The sequence below is a fragment of the Clostridium sp. UBA7339 genome, assembly GCF_002470865.1.
GTDB lineage: Bacteria > Bacillota > Clostridia > Clostridiales > Clostridiaceae > Clostridium_J > Clostridium_J sulfidigenes.
The window spans coordinates 490,411-512,595 of record NZ_DKPI01000014.1; the positions used below are offsets into that span (position 1 = coordinate 490,411).

Genomic DNA, 22,185 nt, shown 5'->3' on the forward strand with positions numbered 1-22,185 from the left:
TTAACTTTCCCCTTCTTTCAACATAATTCTAAGTGCCATATTTGCCATATGATTTGCACATATTGCTACCCTTGGTGCCATGAGTCCAGATCCTTCTTTAGCTTCATTTACTCCATCTCCGCAAATATAAAACCTATTGTTTATCTTTTTAGTTTGTATATCATTAGAAGAATAAAAACCTGCCATACCTGATGATGCTATAAGGACTGATTCCTTAACTTTAGTTAATATCTCATTACACAACATTGCTTTATAATTTGCACTATCAAAAGCTTCTAACACAATATCTACATCTTCAAATAATTCTTTTATATTCTCCTTTTCTATTTTCTCAATTTTTTCATTTATCTCTATAAATGGATTTATGTCTAAGAGTTGTTTTTTTAAAGCAATAACCTTATATTCTCCTATATCTCTTATTAAGTATTGCTGTCTATTTAAATTTGATGGTTCTACCACATCAAAATCTATTATTCTTATAAATCCCACTCCTAACCGTGCTAAGGATATAGCAATATTGGACCCAAGGCCTCCTACACCTGCAATGGCTACTCTTGCCTTTGATACTTTTTCATGTACCCCTGGTGTATGCCTTGCCATCATAACACCTCTAAGTTCACTTTTACTTGGAACTTGTCCTCTCTTTATAAAAACAATGTTGTCACCTTCCTTTAATATCTTATTTTTAACTAAAGGAAATCCATTTAGTATCACCACATCACAACTAGGCTTAAGCCTATCCTTTAAACCAAGACATGTTTCACCCTTATTAACTTCTTCTATGTTTTCATTAACTTTAATTTTAATTTTCTCTTTCAAACAAATCCACCACTCTACATCTTTCTGTAAAAGTCTTTTGAAATATATTTATAATTTCTCTTTAGCCTCCCCCTACAAAAGATATAACTTCTATAATATCCTCCTCTTTTAAATATATTTCCCAATAATTTTCTCTTGGTACTATTTCTTTATTTAATTCCACTACTACCTTTTCTTCATTAACATCTAACTTACTTAGCAAACTGCTTATAGTAGTTATTCCATTCATATCTACACTTTTTCCATTAACCTTCATATTTTCACCTTCTTTCAATACCTATGTACATTAACTAACTTATTTTTACAAATAAAAAACACCTAACAAATGCTAGGTGTTGAAAATCTCAATAACTCATATAACAATATCTTCTTATTTAAGTTTAAATATTAATAATTAAAATTATATCTTTACTTAAGCTTTTATAAAAATACTAATTTTGCATAAGCAAGACTTTTATTTTATATAAAAATAAGACTTATTATTTGCTTCCCTCCGATGGTACTAACCATATCAGGTTCTTAGAGTTAGGACTTTCCTTCTCAGCCAAATTGGCACCCCTAGCTATCTATTAAATTATATTTATTATAACATTGCGGATTTACAAATTCAACTATACCATTCAATAAATACCTAATTGCGCTCCTATATATATGAATAGTTTTTTATAATAATCACAAAATAAGGTCGAACGAAATGTTGAAGGAGGTTAAATTTATGAAATTAGAAGATAACCCTGAGCTACGTGAAAAAGCTAAACAAATGCTTATAGATGGCGAATCCTATGATAAAATTATGGACGTAACTCATTTAAGATTAAAAGATGTAAAAAGAATTGAAAGAGAAGAAGTAAGTAGTCATTTTTAGTTAATACAAAATGCCCTGTAAAGTAATCCTCTATTTTGTGTGTTAAGCTTTCAGGGTATATTCTATTTTTGTATATGTTTTTGTCCTATATGTCTGTTTTATGCTCTAGTATTTCAATAAATTTTGTAGTTGCTGGAGAAAGGGACACACTCTTTAAAAAACATAGCCCTATACTTCTTTTAGGTATTTCTTCTTTTAATTTCACTTTATATACTGTTCCCTTTTCTAAATATTCTTTTGAAAATTCTTTAATAACACAGGCTATTCCTAAGTTTGCCCTTGCAAATTCTAATAATAAATCATAAGATCCTAATTCGATTTCAGCAGTAATTTTAATTCCTTTAGATAACATATATTTTTCTATGTATTGCCTTGATATAGATTTAGATTCTAATAATATTAATGGTAATTTTGTTATTTCTTCGAGGCTAATGGGTCTAGAGCAACGGTTCTTGTACTTATTTCCACAGACAAATATATCATGAATATCCATACATTCTCTAAGTTCCAGTGCAGAATCTTCAATAGGAAAATTACAAATTGCAATGTCTATTTCCCCTGACTTTACACTAGCACAAAGCTCTAAGGTTGTGGCATTTATTATTTTAAACTTAATATTGGGATATTCCTTGTGAAATTGTTCTAAATAGGGTAATAAAAAATATCTTGATATGGTATCTCCTACACCTATTTTTAAATCTCCTATCATCATATTTTTAATTTTTAAAAGTTTATCTTCTCCAACATGTATCAAATTCATGGCAGAGCTAGCATATTCAAATAAAATTCGCCCCTCATTTGTAAGTATAACCCCTTTAGAAGTTCTTGTGAAAAGCCTTATATCTAGTTCTCTTTCTAATTGCATAATAGATTGACTTACTGCGGGTTGAGTCATGTATAACTCTTTAGCAGCTCTTGAAAAACTTTCATGCTTTCCCACCATACAAAACACCTTATATAAATCTAATTTACTTATCATATAAGCACTCCTTATATCTACTATTTAATCTATTTATTTTACTTATACCACTAAAATGGTGTATATTACAAGTGTAGGTTTTAAAAATTAATGTAATTTTACATAAAGGAGATGTTATAATTGGAAAGAGTCGTTGGAACTGTTGTTAGAGGACTTCGTTGCCCAATCATAAACAAAGGAGATAACATTGAAGAAATCGTTGTAGATAGCGTGCTAACTGCTGCTAAAATTGAAGGTTTCTCAATTAATGATAAAGATGTAGTTACTGTAACTGAATCTGTAGTTGCTCGTGCACAAGGAAACTATGCTTCTATAGATAATATTGCTAAAGATGTAAGCTCAAAGTTTGGTGAAGATACTGTGGGAGTAATATTCCCAATATTAAGCCGTAACCGTTTTGCTATATGCCTTCGTGGTATTGCAAAGGGTGCTAAAAAAATTGTTTTAATGCTTAGCTATCCTTCTGATGAAGTTGGTAACCATTTAGTAGATTTAGATATCCTAGATGAAAAAGGAGTTAATCCTTGGACAGATGTTCTAACTGAAAAGCAATTCCGTGAACACTTTGGATTTAATAAACATCCATTTACCGGTGTTGATTATATTGAGTATTACAAATCTCTAGTTGAAAGCTATGGAGTAGAGTGTGAAGTTATATTCTCAAATAATCCAAAAACTATATTAGATTATACAAAGAGTGTACTTACTTGTGACATTCACACTAGATTCAGAACTAAGAAAATACTTAAGGCAAATGGTGGAGAAAAGATTTATAGTCTTGATGATATTTTATCTTCATCAATTGATGGTAGTGGATTCAATGAAGCTTATGGACTTTTAGGCTCAAACAAATCTACAGAGGAAACAGTTAAACTTTTCCCTCGTAACTGCCAACCAGTAGTTGATAATATACAAGCTATGATTAAAGAGAAAACTGGAAAAACTGTTGAAGTTATGATTTATGGAGATGGAGCATTCAAAGATCCAGTAGGTAAGATTTGGGAACTTGCAGACCCAGTTGTATCACCTGCATATACTCCAGGACTTGAAGGAACACCAAATGAAGTTAAGTTAAAATATCTTGCTGATAATAACTTTGCTGATTTAAAAGGTGAAGAACTTAAGTCTGCTATCTCTGAATATATTAAAAATAAAGAATCTGATTTAGTAGGTGCTATGGAATCACAAGGTACTACTCCAAGAAGACTTACTGATCTTATAGGTTCATTATCTGACTTAACTTCTGGAAGTGGAGATAAGGGAACTCCTATAATCTTCATCCAAGGTTATTTCGATAATTACACAAAATAATACAGGAAAAACTAATGTAATTTCTTATCCTACTTATATAAAAATAGCCCAAAGGATTTTCTTTATCCCTTGGGCTATTTTCTATACTTTATTTCTAATGGATTTTTCTTATATACACTGACTTACTTTTTATAAGAGCTCTTCAAAGATACAGTTCTATTAAATACTAGTTTTTCTTCAGATAATCTAGTATCTCTTATAAAGTATCCATGTCTTATAAATTGAAATCTACCTTCTTCGTTTAGTCTAAGCGCTGCTGGTTCAATAATTGCATTTTTCTTTACTTCTAAGGAATTTTTATTTATATATTCAAATAAATTATCTCCAGATGGAGCATCATTAAATAAATTCTCAAACAATCTAACTTCACAAGGTACTCCATACTTTGCACTTACCCAGTGAATTGTACCCTTAACTTTTCTTCCAGTAAAACCACTACCACTCTTAGTCTCTGGATCATAGCTACATCTAAGCTCTACTATTTCACCAGATTCATTCTTTATTACCTCATTACATTTTATAAAATATGCTCCCTTAAGTCTAACTTCTCCATCTAATACTAATCTATTATATTTCTTAGGTGGATTTTCACTAAAATCCTCTCTTTCAATATACAATTCTTTAGTAAAAGGCATCTCTCTCTTACCTAAGTCTTCATTTTCACCATTATTTTCAATGGTTAAATACTCTAAATGTTCTTCTGGCAAATTTGTTACTACAACTTTTATTGGATCAAGAACTGCCATAACAGAAGGTACCCTTAATTTCAAATCTTGTCTTAAAGAGTTCTCTAGCATAGCAACATCTACTAAAGTATCAGCCTTAGCAACTCCAATTTCTCTTAAAAAGTTTAAAATTGCCTCTCGTGTATACCCTCTTCTTCTCATTCCCTTTAAAGTTGAAAGCCTTGGATCATCCCATCCATCAACTTCTCCACTAGCTACTAACATCTTTAAATATCTCTTACTTGTAACTACTCCACTTAAATTCATTCTTCCAAATTCAATTTGTCTTGGTTTTGGATTATCTAAATCTAACTCATTTAAAACCCATTCATAAAGGGGTCTATGATCTTTGAATTCATTAGAACATAAGGAATGAGAAACCCCTTCAATATAGTCTTGAATTGGATGAGCATAGTCATACATAGGATATATGCACCATTGAGTACCAGTTTTATAGTGTTGCGTATAGGATATTCTATAAATAACTGGGTCTCTCATATTCATATTGGGACTTGCCATATCTATTTTTGCTCTTAACACAGCTTCTCCCTCTTTATATTTACCAGCCTTCATTTTATCAAATAACTCTAAATTTTCTTCAATAGTTCTATCTCTATATGGACTATTTTTACCCTGTGTTGTTAAAGTTCCCCTATATTCTCTTACTTCATCGGGAGTTAAATTACATACATAAGCCTTTCCCTTTCTTATTAAATATAAAGCATAGTTATATATTTTTTCACTGTAATCTGAACCATAAAAAAGTCTATCCTCATAGTCAAACCCCATCCACTTCATATCTTCCATAATAGCATCTACATACTCATGGTCTTCTTTACCTGGGTTAGTGTCATCAAATCTTAAGTTGAATTTTCCGTTATACTTTTTAGCAATTCCATAGCTTATATTTATTGCATAAGCACTTCCTATATGGAGATATCCATTAGGTTCAGGAGGAAACCGAGTATGAATTTCATCACATTTTCCCTCATTAATATCTTCCTTCACTAGTCTATCTACAAAGTTTAAAGAATCATTTTCATTACACATATCCTCTTAGTAAAGCTTTTTTCAAGCTTTACTAAATTCACCTCCCATTTATATATAAATTTTAATTTTAAGATTTTATAGTTTTTCACTTAACCAAATATAAAATTTGGAGTGACGTTGCTAAAGCAACTTTTCGCTTTGCTCGTAAAAAAACTCCCACCCTAGGACTGTTATAGTCCTTAGGGCGAGAGTTATATCTTCGCGTTGCCACCTAAATTCATAGATATGTCACCATATCAATCTTATCAAGTACGGTATTTAAAATACTTATACTCTAGTCCTGTAACGTAGACCTACGTCATAGCATCATCTTTAAAGAATCCGTATGAAGCTCAGAGCCTTGTTTCGATAAATACTTCTTTACTCCTTTTCAGCACCTGGAGCTCTCTGTAAAAGAAATTAAATATCTACTTTTCTCATCATAGCTATTATTGATATTATTATCTATAATATACAAATATATTTATTTCGTCAATATAAAATTAAGAATATTTTTTTATTTTATTCGTGTAATCCAAATCCACTTATTATTAAGGTAGCCCAATCTTCATTTTCTTTTTCAATCCACTTATATTCTATATCCAGTTCTTTAAGCCAAGCATTAAGTCCATAACTTTTTTTGCTTACATTTGGAGACTTTCTTCCAAAAATTTCTTTTATAGTCTCAAGTAATTCAGCCTGTGATTCTTGACCAAGAGGTCTATCAATTACATTGCTTATCTCTATACAGCATTGTGCATAGGATGAATGATCTTCAAAATACAGCTCATTAGCAAGGCCTATTCTTTTTTCATTTAATTCTTTAATTACCTCATTAATTTCATCAATATTTGATAAATACTTCTTTGCTACTCCCATAGAATCAATATCATTGTCTAGTCTATTTATTTGCTTTTCTAATCTTTCATATCTCATATCTTTTTCTCACTTTACATATTTATTTTGCCATACATAGAGTTTGTATTTAACCAATAAAACTTCTTGTCTTAAGTTGCATCCTCATTTACATTTCTCTTAATGCCAATAATCTATTATAACATTAAAAATCATTGTTGCAATTAACTTCTTTCAATCTTAACTTTACTTCCACCTCTACCTGATTCCGCTGGAGTAATTACTAATTTTACTGGTACCCTATTTTTTATAGATTCTACGTGACTTATTATTCCTACCTTAAGTTTATCATTATGAATTCTCTCTAAGGAGCTCATAACTACTTCTAGTAAGTCATCATCTAGTGTTCCAAAGCCTTCATCTAAGAAGAATAGCTCTAAGGGCGCTGTTCCCTTAAGTTGAATCTCTGAGGATAGTGCTAAGGCTAAAGCTAAGGATGTTAGGAATGTCTCTCCTCCTGAAAGTGTGGATGCATCTCTTGAGGCTCCTCCATTTTTATAGTCTCTTATTATGAATTTACCCTGTTCATCTACTTCTAAACCATAAGTTCCACTAGTAATTTCCTTAAGTCTCTTAGAGGCTTCCATGGATACATATTTTAGTCTAGTAGCAGCTACAAACTCAACAAACTTTTTACCCTTAAATAGCTTTTCTAAATCATCAAGAAGAGCTAATTTATGGTCTAATTTTTCTTTTTTATCTAACAATTCCTTTAACTCCAATAGTTTTTTCTTTATATAATTAACTTCTTCTGAACATCTTATATTTACTTCCGTAAAAGCTTTTATTTCCTCTTCTTTTATAGCCTTTTCTTTTTGAACCTGCTGCCAAGCTTCTTCACTTACTTCTCTTCCATTTATCTTTATAAGTAAACTTTCAATAGCCCCATTAACCTTGGATATACTGTTATTATACTCTTCAATAAATGTCTTTAATCTCTCTATTTCCACCTTAGAAATCACATTATCTTTAACCTGCTCTATATCTTCAAAACTTTCCTTCCTTAAGCAATCCTTCAAGTAAGTTCTTTCTTCTTCCTCTCGTTTATCTAACTGTCTAACCTTACTTATGATTTCTATTAAAGCTTCATTACAGCTTTTAAAGTCTTTTTCCATGGATTCCTTTTTCTTATCATAATCATTAAAGGAGTCTTCTATAGTTTTTATTTCTTCCTGAAGCTGCACTAATAAGTCCTTGAGATTATCGAGTTCTCCTACCTTAGCTTTTATTTGAAGTTCCTTCTCCTCTGCACTTTTTTCTTTTTCTATAAGAGCAGATTTTTCTTTAGCTAAGTTTTCTCTAAGAGAATTTATGCTTATTTGTAGGGATTCCTTGCTATCTATTAGATCATCTAATCCCTTTCTATACTTTCTTATGTTCTTTTCTAACTCTTCTCTTTCTTTTTCTATCCTTAATATTTCTTCATTTTTTTCTTGAAAATTTTCTACATTGATAGAATTTTTTATGCTACTAATATCATTTTCTAAATCACTACAAGATAGAGTATTTTTATTAAATTCTAGCTCTACATCATTATATTGCTTTTCCTTTTCTTCTACTACTGATTTAATAGTATTTCTTTTCCCTTCTAAGGATAGTTTTTCTTCTTTTAAGGTTTTTATAACAGTCTCTAAAACTTCTTTATCTTTATTATACTGTGAAAGTTCTTTATCTAGTGTTTTAAATTTTTCTTCTAATACTCCTAGATTCCCAACTTTAAAATCATCCCCTAAAGCTTTTATTTCTAGTTCTTTAGCCTTAATGTTTTCTTCTAAATTTAAGATTTTAGTGTTATCCCTAGTAATATTCATTTCTATTTCCTTAAGTTGATTTTCAAAGTCATGCAGTTTTTCATTTTTTCCAGTTAAGTCTAGGTTTTCTATATGCCTTATATTCTCAACATGATGCTCTAAAGAACCACAAACAGGACAAGGTTCACCCTTATTTAAATTTTCTCTAAGCTCACTTGCTAAAGTCTCAACCTGTAGCTCTAATATTTCTGCTTTTAAACCTTTAATGGCCTCATCTATCCTAGACTTATTTTTCTCATATTTATTTACTGCTTCCCTTAAATTTTTAATAATTTCTTCTGAGCTTATAATAACTTCAGTTGCAAGGCTATATCTTTTAGTCTTTTCTGTTTCCTCAGATATCCTTCTTTGAAGATTCAAAAGATCAGTAGATTCTCCTGGACAAGTATTAATTAGTTTCTCTAACTCCTCTTCCTTTTCTATAAGCAATGCTTCCTTTTTACTAAGTTCATCTCTGCATAAATCCTCTTTTACGTGTTCTTCTTCCATAAACTTTTTAAGTTTTGTTAAGGTTAATCTATCTTTATCTACTAAAGCTTTTAAGTCTAAAAATCTTTCATTAAGTCTAATACCCCTTTGAACCTTTTCCTTTAAGTCACTATCTATCTTAAGGGCTTCAAACTTCATCTCAGTTTCTTTTATAACATTTCCACCTTTAAGAATTCTTTTATCTAAAATATCTATTTCTCCCTGAGCTTTCTGTCCCTGCTCATTTAAACTTTTAACACTTTCTCTTAACTCACTAATATTAACTTTTAAAGCATCTAAATTTTTCTTTTCTATTAAAGCATCCTTAACCTTTTCTTCTTTTACTTTTAAGTCAGGTAATTCCTTATCCTTTTTCTTTCTCCAAAAATTCCACTTACTTTCTAGTTCATCTTTTTCTACTTTTAATTTTTCATATTGGAGATTTAAGGCATTTTCCTTTTCCTTCGAGGCTTTTAAATCTCTTAGAGTATTTTCATAGCTTTCTATATAAGGTAAAACCCTAGCTGCACCTTCACCAATTTTTAGTTTTTCCTTATACTCTTCTATTTCTTCAGCTTTTCCCATTAGAGCTTTTTTCTTTTCCTCATAGTCTTTAATATCTAAGCTTAACTTCCAAACTTCTTCTTTTTCCTTAAAATCTTCTGCTAACTTCTTAAGTTCCTCATTACCTTTTTTTAGTATATCTGTTGAAGCTTTTAGTTCATCCTCTTTTTCTTTTAATGTATCCTCATTTATATTTTCATAGCCCTTAAGCTCACCAGATAGCTCCTTGTATTTACTTTCTTCCTTGATTACTTCAGCCTTAAGCTTACTTGAAAGATTATCACCATACTTTTGTAAGTTAAATAACCTCTCAAGCATATCTCTTCTCGTTCTACCCTCTAACCTTAAAAACTCACTAAATTTCCCTTGAGGTAACACTACAGTTCTAGTAAAATCCTCTAAACTTAATCCTATAATCTCTCTACAAGCTGCAGTAACTTCCTTCACCTTATCTGCTAAAATTATGTGCTCCTCAAAAGTCATATCTATTATCTTACATTTTCCTGATATAGGATTACCCGTTTTCTTATCCCTTTTAAATTCTCTATCTACAACATATCTCTTAGGCTTTGCTCCTGAAATTTGAAAGGTATAACTTAAAGCTAGGCTATCACAATTAGTATTTATAAAGTTTGAACTTTTTCTTGAAACCTCTCCATATAAAGCTAAAGTTATTCCATCTAATACTGTAGATTTCCCACTGCCAGTAGGTCCAAATATACCAAAAAAGCCTTGCTCCGTAAGTTTTTCAAAATCTATAAATTGCTCTTCATTAAAGCTATTTAATCCCTTAATTTTAAGACTAATTGGTTTCATTATCTTCGCCTCCTTCTTCTGAGATTATAGACATAAGTAAATCAACCACTTCATCCTCTGCATCTACTCCTCTTTCTCTTTTATAAAAATCCTTAAATATCTCTTCAAAGGATTTTTCAGAAAGACTCCTAGCATTTTCATCCTCTTCCTCTACCCCTATAATCTTAGGCATAATTTCTAGGATATCTCTTTTTAATATCTTCATTTTCTTTATTTCATCTTCATTTATATATCTATCTGTAGAAATTTCAAGATAAACCCAACAATTTCTATCCTTATTTTCCTCACACTTTAAGATAGCTTCCTCTACTCCATTACATTTCCACACCTCAATGGGCTTATAAACCTTTATTTCCACCTCTTCTATAAGGCTATCTTCTCCAGCCTTCACATCTACTATAAAACATTTATTTTTAAAGCTAATTTCCTTTTTATTATAATGAAGAGGTGAACCTGAGTATCGTGCTCTTTTATTAGTTCCAGGAACTATTTGAGGCTTATGCACATGACCAAGAGCTATATATTGAGCTGACTCTGGAAAACAACTGCCATTTACTATGTAGCTTCCTCCTAGTTGTATGCTTCTCTCTGAACCACTTTCTTCACTTCCCATGGCAAATAGATGTGATACTACTAAATTTATAGTGTCTTCTCTATAATGACCTTCTAAAGTGTGAAATAATTCATGTATTCTATCGCTATAGGACATTAATTTTTCTTCTTCACTTTCCATGCCACTATACAATATTTCATTTAATCTTTTTTCACTAGGATAGGGTACTGTTAATATAACTGCTCTTTCTCCATTAACTTCAATTTCAATAAACCCTTCTCCAGATTCAATAAGCCTGTGTTTTCCATAGATCCCTGGTTGAACTACAGTTTTTGGAGTTCCCACCATAATTATTCCATGGTCCATAGCTAAAGGACCGGCTGCCACTAATCTCTCTGGATTATCATGATTTCCCGATATTACAAGGGTTAGCCTTTCACCATTTCTAGAAATTCTCTTTAAAGTATCATAAAACATTTTTTCAGCTCTAGCTGGTGGATTACTTGTATCATAGACATCTCCTGCAATAATAACCAAATCTATATTATTTTCTTCTACTATATTTACAAAGTCCTTTAAGAACTCTTCTTGCTCATCCATCCTACTCTGACCCTCTAGATTTTTTCCTAGATGCCAATCTCCAGTATGAAGTATTCTCAATTTTGTTCCTCCTCCATTAATCTATATCTATTTCTTTAAATCCTATAAATTCCTCACCCTTAAATTCCATAACAATAATCCAAGGCATAATACTTTTTATTCTATTAAACTCCTCATAACCAAAGGTTTTATTATAATAATTCAATATTGTACTTAAAGCTGTGCCATGAGTTCCTATTACTACATTTTTGCCTTTATTCTCATTTAATATTTCTTTTAATGCTGTTATATTTCTCTCTTGCACCTGTCTAAGACATTCACCCTTAGAAAGCTTGTACTCAAAATCCTCCCATTGACATTTTACAAATTCATTAAAATCATCTATCCATTGATCTGCAATAGTCCGCTCTCTCAAATCATCCTTAGTTTTTACTTCTAAATTTAAAGTATTTGCTAACTTCCTAACGGTATCTATTGCACGTTTATATGGACTAGAGTAAATAGCATGAATCTCTTTATTTTTTAATACTTTCTCTACTTTTTTACTATCCTCTTGCCCTTTTTGAGTTAGTGGTCTAATTAAATCTTCATGAATTGAAAAATCTGGTTCACAATGTCTTACAAAATATATATTGGTAATTTTCCCCTACCCCCTATAAATAAACTCTAATTCTATATTATTCTATTATACCTTAAGTTATTTCGTAGTATCATCTTTAATTAAAAACTTACTAGTATTTTTTGAATACTATTGAAGATAGGAAACTAAAAAAGAGTTATATCAAAACAATTTTCTAATCTTAATTAAATATTGTACATTCATTTAAAATAAATATAAGTTCAATATTAATTTAACATTAATTTTGTTTTGATATAACTCTAAACTCATTTAAACACTTTATTCTTCTATACCATAGAATAATTCTATTACATCTCTATCTGGTTTTTTCCCAATATAACTTCCCATTAAGAATGTAATTATAGCTACCACAAGAGCTGGAACAATAGGTTGAACTCCCATTGGTGCAAACTTTGTGACGTAAAATATTATAAAGGAACCAACACCGCAAATCATAGATATTATAGCACCCATAGCATTAGCCCTTTTCCAATATAAACCAAAGACCACTGGACAAAAGAAAGCAGCCTCTAATCCACCAAAAGCAAATAGATTAATAAAAGTAAGTAATGCTGGAGGTTGTATTGCAAGAATAAACACTATAAGCCCTATAATTGCTGTGGACCATAAACTCATTTTTGATATCTTCTTTTCAAAATCTTTACCTTCTTTTACATCATCATTTTTCATAATATAGTTCATATATATATCTTTTATAATTGCAGCAGACGATAAGATTAACATAGAAGATACCGTTGACATAACTGCTGCTAGTGGTGCTGCAAGAAATATTCCAGCAGCTACAGGATGCATAATATTAATAACTAAAGTTGGAATAACAGTATCTGAATTTGTAATTCCCTTTGGAAGAATTGCTGCAGAAAGTACTCCCGCTAAAAGCATTCCAAACATTAAAATAAAAAATACTACTGTTCCATAAATCATAGCATCATGCATGGATTTACTATTCTTAAACCCCATAGCTCTAACTGTGTTTTGAGGAAGTCCAAGGGTTCCTACTCCTACTAATACCCAAAAGGACATGATGTATCCTTTACTAAAATGTTCTCCAGATAAAGGGGTATTCCATACTGGATTAACTTCATTTAAAGTAGCTGAAATAGTATCCATTCCCCCGCCAACCTTTATAATAGAGTAAATAATCAGTCCTGTACCTATTATCATTATAATTCCTTGAATGGTGTCAGTAACAACTACTGCTTTAAAGCCTCCTATGGTAGTATATATAATTACTATTGTACCAAATAAAATTAGTCCTACCAAATAAGAAAATCCTGTAATAGACTGGAATAGTACAGCTCCTCCAATAAACTGTGCCACCATAGTTACAATAAAAAATATTACTAAAGCAATAGATGCCATTATAACTACTGTGGGTGATTTATATCTTTTGTATAAATAATCTGTAACTGTTACAGCATTAATTTTTCTTGATATTATAGCTAGCTTTTTTCCTAAGATTCCTAGTGTTAAAAATGCTGTTGGAACTTGAGTTACTGCTACAAATACCCAACTTAATCCTACAGAATAAGCAATTCCAGGTCCACCAATAAAACTGCTAGCACTAGTATAAGTTGCAATTAATGTCATGGCAAGAACAAACCCTCCCATAGATCTTCCACCTATGAAGTAATTATTTATAAATCCATTTTTAGCATTTTCTTTTGCTGAATTTTTACTAATCCAAACTCCTACAAATAAGTTTAATGCTAAATAAAGAATAATTGGTATTACAATTAACATTTTTTCCATACTACATTCCCCACTTTATTTTTCCTTATGATTATTCTTTTGTTCTTCATCATTTTCCAAATCCATATCCACAAATAAATACTTTACAGTAAATGTTACTGCTACAATAAGTATTATTGGTCCTGCAAAACTACTTAATACAAACCACAATGGTAGTCCCATTACATATTTATAAGTAGATGGATCTCCACTTCCTAGCCCAAAGCCAGTAACATACCACCACATAAAATAAAGTATATACAAAATAATAGAAATGATAGCTTCTTTATTCATTTGTCGATTCTTAGCTTTTTCTGATAATTTCATAATCTTACTCCTCTTGATTTCAACATAAATAAGTTTTCTAGAGCTGTACTATTTAGTAATAAGCTCTCATTTTAACAACATAGTAATATTATCACGTCACCATTGAGTTCACAATGGTTTTCATAATTTATTTTCCCCTAATATAGTATTTTAACTTAAATAAATATAAATTTTTTTAATTAATATAAATCTTTTTAAAAAAAATATTAAAAAACTATTGCATATTTATAAGTTATAGTTGTATAATTATGCAACGGTAATAAATTATTATACAAGGGGGATACAACAATGAAAAAAGGTATACTAAAAAAAATTTTTGCACTAGCTATGGTAGGTACCATGTCACTATCTTTAATGGCATGCGGTAATAAAGAAGAGGTGGACTTGCTATCTAAAATAAAAAAAGAAGGAAAATTAAAAGTAGGTATGAGTGTTGATTACGCACCTTATGAATTCTTTATAATGGAAAATGGTGAAAAGAAAACCGTTGGTCTAGACATATCTCTAGTAAGTGAAATTGCTAAAGATTTGGGTGTAGAATACGAAATTCAAGAGATGGAATTTAGCACTATTTGTGATGCTACAAGAAATGGAATCATTGATTTAGGAGTGTCTGGATTATCAGTTAATGAAGAAAGAAAAGAAGTTATAGATTTCTCAAATATATATTTTCAAGCAGAACAAGGAATATTGATAAATAAAAACAATTCTGAAACTATTAAAAGTATTGATGATTTAAAAGGTAAAAAAGTAGGAGCTCAAAATGGTTCTACACAAGCCACTTTAGCTCAGGGAATTGAAAATGCTGATGTTAAGCTATTAGCACAAGTTCCAACTTTAATTCAAGATTTAATAGCTGGAAACTTAGATGCAGTAATTGTTGAACTTCCAGTAGCTGATATACAAGCTATAGTTCATGAAGAATTAGCTGTTGCAAAAGAAAAAATTAATGATACTTCCGGTGGTGGTTCTGCTATAGCTCTTCCAAAGGGACAAGCTACTTTACTAGAAGCAGTTAATAAAACATTAGAAAGATTAGAATCTGAAGGTAAAATACAAGAGTTTTATAAAGAAGCTATAAAATTAAGTAAAGATGAGGTTACAGCTCAATAATTTTTACTAGCTACAAAGGAGGAAGCTATGTCTAATTTAAGTTTTAAGTTTTTAGAAAAATATTATCCAGTGTTTATAGAAGGTATTCAATGGACTTTATTAGTAGCAATGCTATCAGTTCTATTTGGAGCAATCCTAGGAACCCTTCTTTGCTTCATGAAAAGGTCAAAGTTATCTGTATTAAAAGTACCTATTCCTAAGGTTATAGCTTCTATTTATATAGAATTCATAAGAGGAACACCTTTATTACTACAAATTTTTATAGTATATTTTGGTACAACCTCCTTTGGAGTTAAGCTTACTCCTTTAGTAGCTTGTGTAATAGCACTTTCACTTAACTCAGGAGCTTATGTGGCAGAAATAATAAGAAGTGGAATTGATGCAGTAGATAAAGGACAATTAGAGGCTGCAAGAAGTCTAGGTATGAATCAAAGAATGGCCATGCAACATATTATATTACCACAAGCCATAAGAAATATTTTACCTGCTATTGGTAATGAGTTTGTGGCTATAATAAAGGAATCATCTATGGCATCAGCTATAGGTGTAGCAGAAATTACTTATGGTGCTAAGCTAGTTACAGGTGCCACCTATAGAAACTTTGAGCCTTTAATTGTAGCAGCAATCTGCTACTTTATCCTAACATTTACTCTAGGAAGATTAATGGCTTATGCAGAAAGGAGACTTAAAGGAAATGATTCACGTTAAAAATTTAAAGAAAAACTTTGGAGAACTAGAAGTTTTAAAGGGAATTGATGAACATATAACTAAAGGAGAAGTTGTTGTAATTATTGGCCCTTCTGGTTCTGGTAAGTCTACCTTCTTACGTTGTCTTAATCTACTAGAAGAGCCGACTTCAGGAGAAATTATATTTGAAGGAAATAATATCACTGATAAAAAGTCTAATATAAATAAACTAAGAGAAAAAATGGGAATGGTATTCCAGCAATTTAATCTCTTTCCTCATAAATCAGTATTAGAAAACATAACTATATCACCTATTAAGGTAAAAGGTGAAAAGGTTCAATCAGCTAATGAAAAAGCTCTATCTCTTTTAAAAATGGTAGGTCTAACAGATAAAGCTAGTGCTTATCCAAGCTCCTTATCTGGTGGACAAAAGCAAAGGATAGCAATAGCCAGAGCTTTAGCCATGAGTCCAGATGTAATGCTATTTGACGAACCTACTTCTGCTTTAGACCCTGAAATGGTTGGTGAAGTTTTAAATGTTATGAAAGAACTGGCCAAAGAAGGTATGACCATGGTGGTAGTAACCCATGAAATGGGCTTTGCAAGAGAAGTTGGAGATAGAATTTTATTTATGGATGAAGGAAAAATTCTAGAAGAAGGCACTCCAGATGAACTTTTTGGAAATCCTAAAAACTCTAGAACTATAGATTTCTTATCTAAGGTTTTATAAAAAATAAATTTATCAATAATTTTTTTGAAGAGTTTATTATATTTACATTTATAATTTATCTATATCTAAAAATAAAATAACCAGTTAATTTATTTTAAAAATAAATTAACTGGTTATTTGCATTACTATTATTTATAATTTCATAGTATGAAATTTACATTTATCACCATGACAAATTAATCTTTTCATGCTAATGTATCTTTTAATGCCTTTGTCTAATTCCAATTTTCACGCCATTTGGATCATTTATAAATATATAATTTTCCATAGGTCCATTAATCACCTTTACATTTTGTTCTTCTAATTTTCTTACCGCTTCATTGAAATTATTTACATTAAATACAATAGAGATATTTGAACCATTAGCTTTTTTTAATTCTTTAAAGCTATTTGGATATTCTATTAATTCAATAGTTCCAGACTCTTCATCCTTTAAGAAAATAATGTGTATTCCTTCCGGAGTATCTATTCTTTGTACTTCTTTTAATTCTAAAATTTCTTTATAAAATCTTTCTGATTCTTCTAACTCTGCTACTGCTATTGTGACCATTTCTAAATTCATAAATACTACCTCACTTTATTAATTTTACATCTGCTACGATATATTTTTACTATCCCCTTTATTTATATACCTAATATAATAGCCTTTATATTATATTAAACTTTATTTACATGAAAATTATACTGTAATCTTTTACTTATTCAACATTAATCTCTAAATAGATAATCTCCTTCTTACATGGATAATATTCCATAACTCCATAGGCAGAATCATAATATATTTCATTATAATAAACCATAATTTTGCCCCTTTTTATTTCCTTGGATAGTATTGATTACCTTAACAAGTATCATCCCTTTTTCTCAACATGTTTCCCATGCATTAAAAAAATGTAAATAAATGTTCCATTACCCTCTTTTTTCAAAATAGAGTTCAATGAATATCTCAAAGTCAAAACTCACATATTATTTATTTTACTTTTCTGATGAACATACAAAATCCACTTTTACATTTCAGAAACAGTATTTTTTAGTGCCTTAATTGCCTCTTCATACTCTAGGCTTCCACATAATACTTTCAAATCTTCTTCATCCATAAGTGATTGAAATAGTTTTTTTCTTATTATCTTCTGCCCTTCCACATTTACCTCTAGTTTAAGATTTTCAAAATAAGGGTTATTGCTATAATCATATTCTGTAGAAAGTAGCTCTTTTACATAATTGTTAAACCATTTTGCAGCAAGCTCCTTGTCCCCTATTTCAATATATAGCCTACAGTAATTATATGCTCCTGAACCCATCCCTATTTTAAATATACTCTCTACTTGATTTAGAGCATCTAAATAGAAAACTGCCTTTTCATAATTATGTTCACCTTTTGAGAGCCTTGCTAATATTGCTATCATTGCATTGCTTTGATTTAAATACTGTATAAGCATTCCTTTGCACATATTTTCCGCTTCTTTGTTCTTTCCTTGCTTCTGTAACAATGACGAATATAGTACCATGGGATCTATAAATGAATTTGATAATTCCTTAAGGGCCTTTTCACTTTCTTCATAGTTTTCTAAGGTCATCTGTATATTAGCAATAGAAAATAAAGCTACTGATATATACTTTGAAACCTTACTTTCAGTAACTTGATAAAGCAAAGTTAAGCAATACTCCATTCTTGATTTTATACATTCCTCTGAAACATTACCTGACATCATAGAATACATTTGAATCAATTGTGCAATTATCAATTTTAAATATACACTATTAGGGTATTCTTTCTCATATTCTTTACATCTTAATTCACCATCCATATAACTCTGATGTAAAAATACTTCAACTAATTCTTTTTTTATATTAATTACTTCTACTTCAGAAAGTTCTTGTTGAAAGGAAAGTAAAACATCTAAAGAGGTATCCAATGCTCTTGCCAATGGCGCTAATAAAGAAATATCTGGTGTTGAATTTCCAGTCTCCCATTTACTTACTGCTCCTGCTGAAATTCCAATCATACTTGCCAACTGCTCTTGAGTAACCTTTTTTTCTTTCCTTAAATGTAAAATAGTCTCTCCAATATTTAATCTATTCATATTCACTACCTCCGCCTTTGAGCCTTTTTAGTACTTTTATTATAAGCTTAATTACAACTGTCAACAATGGAGAGTAGTTCATACTTGAGTTGAAAAAACTTGAGTGATATTCAACTTTATGGTTATAAGTCATAGTTATTAGCCTACTCTATGTCTCATATCTCAAATATCATTATAATTTTTTTGTATAAACTCAATAAGCGGCTTAAGATTTTCTTTATTTGTCCAATCGAGGTTAGAGCCAATTGCTTGCATTAATGCAGCTTTCCAAGGTTCGTATTTGTTAGAGTCTTTTTTTGCAACAGCTTTTTTAAGAATATTACAAAGTGTTTTGTCTTTCCAACATGTTCTATAAGTATATTTTATTTTCTATAACTTCGTGTCATAATAGGATTAATAAATAATTTATGGAGATGATTATATGAATACTGAAATAGAAAAACTAACACAAATTTTAAGAAATAGCAATAACATAGTATTCTTTGGTGGCGCAGGAGTATCTACCGAATCAAATATACCAGATTTCAGAAGTGCCAATGGGCTTTTTAATGCAAGACTTAACATGACCCTTTCTCCTGAACAGCTAGTTTCTCATACTTACTTTATAAGATTTCCTGAGGAATTTTTTAATTTTTATAAGGCAAAGCTTATATATCCTGAAGCTAAACCTAATGGAGCACATATAGCCCTTGCTAACCTTGAAGAAATGGGTAAACTTAAAGCAATCATTACTCAAAACATTGATGGACTTCATCAAGCAGCTGGTTCTAAAAATGTATTTGAACTTCATGGCTCAATTCATAGAAACTATTGCATTAAGTGTAATGATAGCTATGATATGGATTTTATTTTAAATTCTAAGGGAATACCTACTTGTCCTAAATGTAGTGGAACTGTTAGACCTGATGTAGTTTTATATGAAGAAGGTTTAGATGAAAGTGTACTTAAAGGAGCTATCGATGCTATCTCAAAAGCAGACACATTAATTATAGGTGGAACTTCTCTAGTGGTTTATCCTGCAGCTAATCTTATAAACTATTTTAAAGGCAAAAATCTAGTGCTTATAAATAAAAGTAGTACTTCTGCTGATTCTAGAGCAGACTTAGTTATTCACGATTCTATTGGGAAAGTATTAAGTGAGTCAGTTAATTTTTTATAAAATAAAGGTAGTCATTGACTACCTTTTATTAACCAAAGTCTTATGTTGTTTTCTCATTAATATTTCTATATTAATTTTATGTCCACTTTAATAAAAAAGCAATTTATATTATACTATTATAATACCTAATACATATACAAAGGAGAATTTATTATGCCACAATTGCCTTTTAAGGATCTTAAAAACATAGATATTTCACAATTTGGTACCCAAATTGAAGATTTTAAATCTCTTTCTTTAAAATATCGTTGTGCCCTTCGTGAAATCGAAACAAAATTTGCAATACTTAATGATGAATATAAAAGTATTCACTCTTATAATCCTATTGAACATATGAAATCTAGACTTAAAGCTCCTGAGAGCATACTTGAAAAACTTCAAAGAAGAGGATTAGAACTCTCTATTGAGTCTGCAGAAACTTTAACTGATATTGCTGGAATTAGAGTTATTTGCTCTTTCCTTAGTGATGTTTATGAAATTGCAGCTTCAATTAAGGCACAAACTGATTTAACTATTATTAAGGAACGTGATTACATAAAAAATCCAAAAGATAATGGTTATCGTAGTCTCCATTTAGTTGTTAGTGTTCCTGTATTCTTCTCAAAGAAAGTTGAAAATGTTCCTGTAGAGATTCAATTTAGAACAATTTCAATGGATACGTGGGCAAGCCTAGAACATAAGCTTAGATATAAATATGAGGGCGAAATGCCTGATGATATTAGCACCATGCTGCTAAACTGTGCTGGTACTACAACACACCTTGATGAGGAAATGCTTATGGCACGTAACAGACTTATGAACAATCATGTTTAATGCTTAATTAAGTAACGTTTTTACAAATATATATTTATTTTTCATAAAATTTGAGCATGTTCTCTAATATAGAGACATGATCAAATTTTATTTAAATTAATTTCTCTTAGGAAAGTTTTGTATTTTAATCTCTATTAGGAACTACTTTTGTATCATATAAAAGGTCATCTACTTGATAATCATTAATATTCAAATTTATTTTTTCCTGCATAAGCTTTAGTATAAGTTCTTCCTTTTCATCTTCAAATATACCAGAGCTTTGAATATTTTCTATGAAACTATCTAAATCATAAATAATACAATCTCCTTCATAGGCTCCTAATTCAGTACATATATCTACTGAAGCTTGAAGGGGGTCTGTTCCATAATCAACATAGACTTTACTTCTATCATCTGATAATTCTTCTATTTTTCCTACATAATATCCTGCCACATATTTTCTTGCATCATCCTCTTCTCCAAATCCTAATACGTCTCCATTTGGTGTTACAACTATATAATTATGATAAGGTACACGTGTATCCATAACTAAATGCATTCTCCTTTTCAGTGGATTTTGACTATACTATATATTAAGTTTTCCAAAGGATAGAATTATTATACTGAGCAAAAATGAAATAATTATTACATCGTCTAAACCCTTGATAAATCTAATATATAAAATAGAATTCCATAGATGATAAAAGAAAAGCACATAAATACATGATATATAACATCAAATTTTATTATATTATTTCTAAATTTATTATCCATTAATTTTTTCTTTGATAATAATATTTTCATTCTAAAAAAAATTTCAAATATCCCTAATAAAACTGCTGGTACTGATAATAAGTTTAGCTTAGGAGCAAAAATATCACCAGATATAATATTTCTCATATCTCTAGTAAATCCACAAAGAGGACAAGGCTCTCCTAAAATTCTATAAGAAAGGCATCCATAGGTAATAGGAAATAATTTATTCACAGCTCTAGATATAAAGGGTAAAAATATCATAGCTATTACTAAAGTAATTAATATCACATTAAAAATATTATATTCTTTTATTATTCCTTCACTTTTCAACTTTTAACCTCCTTGTAACTAAAATAAGATGCCTATACAGACATCTTTTAATGATATAATTTTATACTGCTGCTCCTAATGAAGCTAATCCCACAATAAATATTAAAAATATAATAGCCATACATATTCCTATTATGGAACATATAAATCCACCTTTAGCCATTGCAAAAGCTTCACCTGATTCTTTCTTTTTCTTCATGTCTATAATTCCTAATACTACACCTACAACGCCTAGGATTAGAGATAACCACCATAGGCACCCCCATGAAATTACAGCAAATACAATACTACAAATTCCCATTACTAATGAAGCAACACCCATACAAAATCCTCCTTGTAAATTTTATCACTCCATTCATTTTATTAGTCCACATTGAATAT

22 protein-coding genes, 1 riboswitch and 1 other annotated feature are annotated in these 22,185 nt (G+C 30.2%); of the genes, 7 read left to right on the top strand and 15 right to left on the bottom strand.

The window, feature by feature from the left end; all coding sequences use genetic code 11:
- Both thiF and thiS read right to left on the bottom strand, forming a co-directional pair.
- Positions 1-807, bottom strand: a complete 807-nt coding sequence (thiF, locus tag B2S02_RS16590; protein ID WP_346847810.1) for a sulfur carrier protein ThiS adenylyltransferase ThiF — start codon at positions 805-807, stop codon at positions 1-3.
- Between the two features lie 73 nt (positions 808-880).
- Positions 881-1,075 carry a sulfur carrier protein ThiS gene (gene thiS, locus B2S02_RS16595; RefSeq protein ID WP_035133818.1) on the bottom strand — a complete coding sequence of 65 codons (195 nt, stop codon included), beginning with the start codon at positions 1,073-1,075 and terminating at the stop codon, positions 881-883.
- 215 nt (positions 1,076-1,290) lie between these two features.
- Positions 1,291-1,389: riboswitch (TPP riboswitch) on the bottom strand.
- A gap of 145 nt (positions 1,390-1,534) precedes the next feature.
- Here thiS and B2S02_RS16600 point away from each other — a divergent pair.
- Positions 1,535-1,684: a hypothetical protein gene (locus B2S02_RS16600; RefSeq protein ID WP_167402733.1), complete on the top strand. Its 150-nt coding sequence runs from the start codon at positions 1,535-1,537 to the stop codon at positions 1,682-1,684.
- Positions 1,685-1,769: 85 nt separating this feature from the next.
- Here the strand turns inward: B2S02_RS16600 and B2S02_RS16605 are convergent, their stop codons facing one another.
- Entirely contained in the window at positions 1,770-2,663 is an 894-nt protein-coding gene (locus tag B2S02_RS16605; protein ID WP_035133820.1) for a LysR family transcriptional regulator, read from the bottom strand.
- A 120-nt stretch (positions 2,664-2,783) separates the two neighbouring features.
- Between B2S02_RS16605 and B2S02_RS16610 the strand changes: the two genes are divergently transcribed.
- Positions 2,784-3,974 carry a coenzyme F420-0:L-glutamate ligase gene (locus B2S02_RS16610; RefSeq protein WP_346921041.1) on the top strand — a complete coding sequence of 397 codons (1,191 nt, stop codon included), beginning with the start codon at positions 2,784-2,786 and terminating at the stop codon, positions 3,972-3,974.
- 122 nt (positions 3,975-4,096) lie between these two features.
- Here the strand turns inward: B2S02_RS16610 and B2S02_RS16615 are convergent, their stop codons facing one another.
- From B2S02_RS16615 to B2S02_RS16645, 7 genes are all read right to left on the bottom strand, one after another.
- Positions 4,097-5,749, bottom strand: coding sequence for a glutamine--tRNA ligase/YqeY domain fusion protein (locus B2S02_RS16615; RefSeq protein WP_346921042.1), 1,653 nt, complete (start codon positions 5,747-5,749; stop codon positions 4,097-4,099).
- A gap of 177 nt (positions 5,750-5,926) precedes the next feature.
- Positions 5,927-6,181: a binding site (T-box leader), on the bottom strand.
- A gap of 69 nt (positions 6,182-6,250) precedes the next feature.
- Positions 6,251-6,664 carry a hypothetical protein gene (locus B2S02_RS16620; protein WP_346847549.1) on the bottom strand — a complete coding sequence of 138 codons (414 nt, stop codon included), beginning with the start codon at positions 6,662-6,664 and terminating at the stop codon, positions 6,251-6,253.
- Between the two features lie 143 nt (positions 6,665-6,807).
- Positions 6,808-10,302 (bottom strand): AAA family ATPase, encoded by a 3,495-nt coding sequence (locus tag B2S02_RS16625; protein WP_346921043.1) that lies wholly within the window; start codon positions 10,300-10,302, stop codon positions 6,808-6,810.
- Positions 10,289-11,515 (bottom strand): exonuclease SbcCD subunit D, encoded by a 1,227-nt coding sequence (locus tag B2S02_RS16630; RefSeq protein ID WP_346847551.1) that lies wholly within the window; start codon positions 11,513-11,515, stop codon positions 10,289-10,291. The genes B2S02_RS16625 and B2S02_RS16630 overlap by 14 nt, the downstream gene beginning before the upstream one ends.
- A gap of 16 nt (positions 11,516-11,531) precedes the next feature.
- Positions 11,532-12,095, bottom strand: coding sequence for a histidine phosphatase family protein (locus tag B2S02_RS16635; protein WP_346876588.1), 564 nt, complete (start codon positions 12,093-12,095; stop codon positions 11,532-11,534).
- Between the two features lie 258 nt (positions 12,096-12,353).
- Positions 12,354-13,847 (bottom strand): sodium/pantothenate symporter, encoded by a 1,494-nt coding sequence (panF, locus tag B2S02_RS16640; protein WP_346879643.1) that lies wholly within the window; start codon positions 13,845-13,847, stop codon positions 12,354-12,356.
- 15 nt (positions 13,848-13,862) lie between these two features.
- On the bottom strand, positions 13,863-14,153 hold the full coding sequence (locus B2S02_RS16645) for a YhdT family protein (protein ID WP_346847554.1): 291 nt from the start codon (positions 14,151-14,153) through the stop codon (positions 13,863-13,865).
- Positions 14,154-14,441: 288 nt separating this feature from the next.
- Here B2S02_RS16645 and B2S02_RS16650 point away from each other — a divergent pair, with 288 nt between their 5' ends.
- The 3 genes from B2S02_RS16650 to B2S02_RS16660 are packed head-to-tail and all read left to right on the top strand — an operon-like array spanning position 14,442 to position 16,683.
- Positions 14,442-15,266, top strand: a complete 825-nt coding sequence (locus B2S02_RS16650) for a transporter substrate-binding domain-containing protein (RefSeq protein WP_346847555.1) — start codon at positions 14,442-14,444, stop codon at positions 15,264-15,266.
- Positions 15,267-15,293: 27 nt separating this feature from the next.
- Positions 15,294-15,974 (top strand): amino acid ABC transporter permease, encoded by a 681-nt coding sequence (locus B2S02_RS16655; RefSeq protein WP_035133830.1) that lies wholly within the window; start codon positions 15,294-15,296, stop codon positions 15,972-15,974.
- Positions 15,961-16,683 (top strand): amino acid ABC transporter ATP-binding protein, encoded by a 723-nt coding sequence (locus B2S02_RS16660; protein WP_346876711.1) that lies wholly within the window; start codon positions 15,961-15,963, stop codon positions 16,681-16,683. Before B2S02_RS16655 ends, B2S02_RS16660 begins: the two co-directional genes overlap by 14 nt.
- Positions 16,684-16,885: 202 nt before the next feature.
- Here B2S02_RS16660 and B2S02_RS16665 read toward each other — a convergent pair whose 3' ends face one another.
- On the bottom strand, positions 16,886-17,245 hold the full coding sequence (locus tag B2S02_RS16665; RefSeq protein WP_346847557.1) for a VOC family protein: 360 nt from the start codon (positions 17,243-17,245) through the stop codon (positions 16,886-16,888).
- Between the two features lie 445 nt (positions 17,246-17,690).
- On the bottom strand, positions 17,691-18,767 hold the full coding sequence (locus B2S02_RS16670) for a helix-turn-helix transcriptional regulator (RefSeq protein ID WP_346876590.1): 1,077 nt from the start codon (positions 18,765-18,767) through the stop codon (positions 17,691-17,693).
- Between the two features lie 421 nt (positions 18,768-19,188).
- Between B2S02_RS16670 and B2S02_RS16675 the strand changes: the two genes are divergently transcribed.
- Both B2S02_RS16675 and B2S02_RS16680 read left to right on the top strand, forming a co-directional pair.
- Entirely contained in the window at positions 19,189-19,926 is a 738-nt protein-coding gene (locus B2S02_RS16675; protein WP_346876592.1) for an NAD-dependent protein deacylase, read from the top strand.
- 153 nt (positions 19,927-20,079) lie between these two features.
- Positions 20,080-20,739, top strand: coding sequence for a GTP pyrophosphokinase (locus tag B2S02_RS16680; RefSeq protein ID WP_035133854.1), 660 nt, complete (start codon positions 20,080-20,082; stop codon positions 20,737-20,739).
- Positions 20,740-20,863: 124 nt separating this feature from the next.
- Here the strand turns inward: B2S02_RS16680 and B2S02_RS16685 are convergent, their stop codons facing one another.
- The 3 genes from B2S02_RS16685 to B2S02_RS16695 form a co-directional block, all read right to left on the bottom strand.
- Positions 20,864-21,265: a hypothetical protein gene (locus B2S02_RS16685; protein WP_346878216.1), complete on the bottom strand. Its 402-nt coding sequence runs from the start codon at positions 21,263-21,265 to the stop codon at positions 20,864-20,866.
- Between the two features lie 107 nt (positions 21,266-21,372).
- A complete protein-coding gene (locus B2S02_RS16690) occupies positions 21,373-21,804 on the bottom strand; it encodes a DUF2752 domain-containing protein (RefSeq protein ID WP_346876594.1) in 432 nt (143 codons plus the stop codon).
- Between the two features lie 61 nt (positions 21,805-21,865).
- Positions 21,866-22,126 (bottom strand): hypothetical protein, encoded by a 261-nt coding sequence (locus tag B2S02_RS16695; protein WP_346876595.1) that lies wholly within the window; start codon positions 22,124-22,126, stop codon positions 21,866-21,868.
- Positions 22,127-22,185: the final 59 nt, after the last annotated feature.